2 protein-coding genes are annotated in these 3,509 nt (G+C 58.1%); both read right to left on the bottom strand.

What is annotated here, in order from left to right:
• Window positions 1-270: 270 nt before the first annotated feature.
• Complete coding sequence (locus NW853_RS09220) at window positions 271-1,353, bottom strand: ABC transporter substrate-binding protein (protein WP_414348873.1); 1,083 nt, start codon at window positions 1,351-1,353, stop codon at window positions 271-273.
• A gap of 448 nt (window positions 1,354-1,801) precedes the next feature.
• On the bottom strand, window positions 1,802-3,370 hold the full coding sequence (locus NW853_RS09215) for a TM0106 family RecB-like putative nuclease (protein ID WP_414348872.1): 1,569 nt from the start codon (window positions 3,368-3,370) through the stop codon (window positions 1,802-1,804).
• Window positions 3,371-3,509 lie beyond the last annotated feature (139 nt).

Here is a 3,509-nt window from a genome sequence, read left to right as displayed (position 1 = left end):
TTAAACAAAGTTTGAGATATTCCCTTGCTGCTGCGCCTCGCTTGCCATCTCTAACCCAGCAATGCAAACGCGATTAAAACCTACCTCTCTCCCAAGAGAAGTCTGGGATCCCTGCTGCGAAAAGCTTGGAGAATATCTTGCTGAAATGACTGAGCCAATGAGCTGGGCTCCTCACCTGCCATCGGGAAAAGCCGTCTGGCCGGCAAGAAGCGTTCACTGTCTCTGCAAGTCAACAGACAGCGCTTCAAAGTTGTTGTGTGATTCTCCAGATCAGGCGATCATTCGCTCAGATTTGGGGGGAAGCAAGCTGTTGTCAAATACTTTCTCCAGAGGCGGTTTGGCAGAGAGGCCAAAGCCATCCACCACCTGAGCAATCGCGGTTTCCATCCGGGCAGGCACCACGTCCCCCAAGCCAATTTCCCGCACCTCCTCGGTAACAAACAGACGCGGCATAGCTAGGGTGAGACGCAGTTTCTCAATGGCAGTGTCCAGCACCTGCCCTTCGGCTTTGGCTTTGTCCAAAAACGCCAACATATTGCCGTCGGGGTCGCGGATGGTGTCTTGCCAGCCCTTGACGTAGGCCCTCAAGAAAGCTTTGAGTTGCTCCGGCTTCTCGCGCAGCAGTTGCACACGGGTGATGACGGCATTACCGTACAGCTCAAGGCCATAGTCGTTGTAGAGAAAAGGCGTGATGTCGTTCAAGCTAACGCCACCCCGCACCAAATTGGGCATGGCCGAGGTCATAAAGCCGCTAATTGCGTCCACCCGGCCTTGGATCAGGAAGGGCTCGCGTAACTGTGGCTCCATGGTTAGCCACTCTACTGAAGCCGGATCGATGCCGACTTGCTTGGCAAACACCGGCCAGAGCCGACGCGGCGCATCTCCTGCGGGCGCCCCCAGCTTCTTGCCCGCCAGTTGGGCCGGCTCTGTAATGCCTCTGCCTTTCAGGGTATAGATGCCGAAGGGAGAGCGGTTGAAGTGAACAAAGATCGCCACCAAGGGCACATCCGGGTTTTTGGCGTTGAACTCGATCATGGAGTAGGGATCCCCTTCCCCCAGGTCGTACTGGCCAGCAGCAATCTTAGTGATGGAGTCGGCAGAGCCAAAGCCGCGCTCGTAGGTTACTTCTAGCCCCTCTTCAGCAAAGTAGCCCTTCAAGATCGCAGTTCCAAGGGGGGTATCCATCGAGGAAGGCAACCAAGAAAGGGTGAACTTCAGGGGTGTCAGGCCCTGGGAAACCAGAAGCGGCCCGCGGCTCTGAGCCTTGGCCTTTAGCCCGCCAACGGCCACCAGAGAGGCAGCCGCAGCAGCAGATCGCAGGAATTGGCGACGCGACGATTTCGAGATGGACATATTCCGTATGCTCCGCAGCACCTGGCTCAGTAGGGATCCGCAAGGGGAAAGGTGGCCAAGAATGAGGCGACGACCCCAGAAGGTCAGCTTAGCAAGACAGAGTCAAACTTCTGTATTCGAGAATACCTTTACTGCTGAGGAAAGCCCCTTTCCGCAAAAGTGGGAACTTGGTCTATCCTTTTCCGGTTCAGGCCGAGAGAAAGGAAAAGCAGGCACAAAAAAGGCAGGGTTGACTTGTCCCTGCCGAGAAGTTCGAGAGCTGAGAGCACGCTCTCCTTGTCGCAATCGCTGCATCAAGGCGCGGTTCCGTTTGTCCAGTTGGCGCTTACGTGCCGATCCCCCGCGACCGCGACGGTTTCTGCCCTGATGGCGGGGAGATTCATGAGATTTCAACAGCATGGGATCCCCTTGCTCAATTAAACAGACCTGGCCGATTTTAGACGAAACCTCAGACGTTGACAGTAGGGAAAACCGCCTGCTGGAGAACTTCGCCCTGGGACAGCCAGTCTTTGAGGCGATGGGTGGCTCGGCAGTCATCCTCGTTGTAGATAAGCGAGTGCTCCAAATAGCGGCGCTCCCGCGTTTCCAGCCATTGGCTATACCAATAAATAGACTGGGCGCCATTGGCATCGGGCAGCCGCCACTCGAAACCCAACCAGCGGGCGATGTTCTTTAGGGAATAGCTCTCAATCGGCAGCACCACCGAGCGCTGTACCCAGGCGTGCAAATCCACAAAGCGCTGCAACAATTGCCTCACCTGACGGGGATCCGTGCGGTATTGCTCCCCCAGTCGTCGGCAGGTCTGCACCTCAAAGCCGTGAAAATGGTAGATAGGGGCGTCGGGATAGCGTTGTGCCAGTTGCAGAAACTGCTCCCAAGCTTGCCCTTCTTCCCGCGGGTCGGCAGCCAGGCAACCGTGGTAGTTCGCAACCTTTGTCCCCTCGGCTTGCTCTACCACCAGCAAGCCCAGCAGGTAGGCGACGTTGTGGCGGGGATCCGCCTCGATATCGAAGTACAGCTCTACGGGTGTTGTGGGCAACGGGGGAGACTGAATCCAGAGGGGCCGGCGGCTGAGGGTGGCACGGGCTTGTAGCTGCAGTTGTAGGGCCACGCCGGCTCCCAGCTTGGGGATGGCTTGCAGCATTTCTAACTGGGCGTTGGCCAAAGCCTCAATCGAATCGATCCCTGCCTCTTGCAAAAGGGGATAGCGGGATCCGGTTACGCCCGGCAGCAAAGTGAGGGGCTGGGCAACGGCGTTCAATTGCCGACAGTGCTCCCGCCAGTGGCAAAGATGACAGCGGCTGCGGGCCATAAACACCTGCGGCGGCTCTGGTTGGTTGAGAGTGCCCAGATACTCTTGCAGCAGGCGGCGCACCTGGACGCGGCGGCGGCTTAGGTGGACAGGGTGCCACTTTCCATCTTTTAAAATCAAAAAGCCACGCTTGGGCACCTGCCCCTGCAGGGATCCCAGCAATTCTGCCTGCAGCGCCAGCAACAATTCGTACTCCGGTTTGGGGCGCTTGCCAATGCGAATGTGTACCGGCCAATAGGAAGGTTGGACGGCGTGCCGCCTCCTGCCAACGAAAGCGGGATCCCGAATGAGAAGATCCAGTGAGCTGCTCACCCAGACGGAGCGGAACTCTGGCCCAAACTCCCATGGTGTCTTGCCGACGCCGCCCCAGTCCTCTGCAGCCTGGTCAGGATCTGGCTCAAGTGAGGCGCCAACATTAGGCTCCAAACCTGCCAGCTCCTCAGTGCTGCTCGAATCCAGTTGCCAGAACAGCTCTGCCAGGATCTGGCCGCCGTAGATCCGCTCCGCTCCTGCCGCCATAGCCGCCAAGAGGGCCCCGTTGCCCGGCGTCACCTGTTCGCCGGGAAATCGTTCCAGCACGGCAGCTTGCAAAGCTTGGCGATCCCGACGCCATTGCTCCAGCAGGTTTTCCGGCGGCAGCTTGGCTTCTTGAGGCCCAAACCGATCTAAGTAGGGCAGGCGCCGGCAGCGAAAAAAAGCCAGCAACTCCTCTGCGTCAACAGAACCCTGCTGTGCTGCTGCAACGCGGAACTCCAAGGGCGGACGACCTCAAGCTCTGCTGCCATTGTGGCACGCCTTTTGGGGATCCCTTAGGACTTGCGATCCTGGGCCGGCAAAAGGTGAG

The sequence above is a fragment of the Synechococcus sp. H55.11 genome (genome assembly GCF_047462475.1).
Lineage (GTDB): Bacteria > Cyanobacteriota > Cyanobacteriia > Thermostichales > Thermostichaceae > Thermostichus.
Note: the sequence above shows the minus strand (reverse complement) of the source record. Positions and strands in the feature narration are given on the sequence as shown.

Bases quoted from the DNA above. Each gene is read 5' to 3' on its own strand.
- NW853_RS09220 (WP_414348873.1), bottom strand. From the start codon at position 1,353: ATGTCCATCTCGAAATCGTCGCGTCGCCAATTCCTGCGATCTGCTGCT.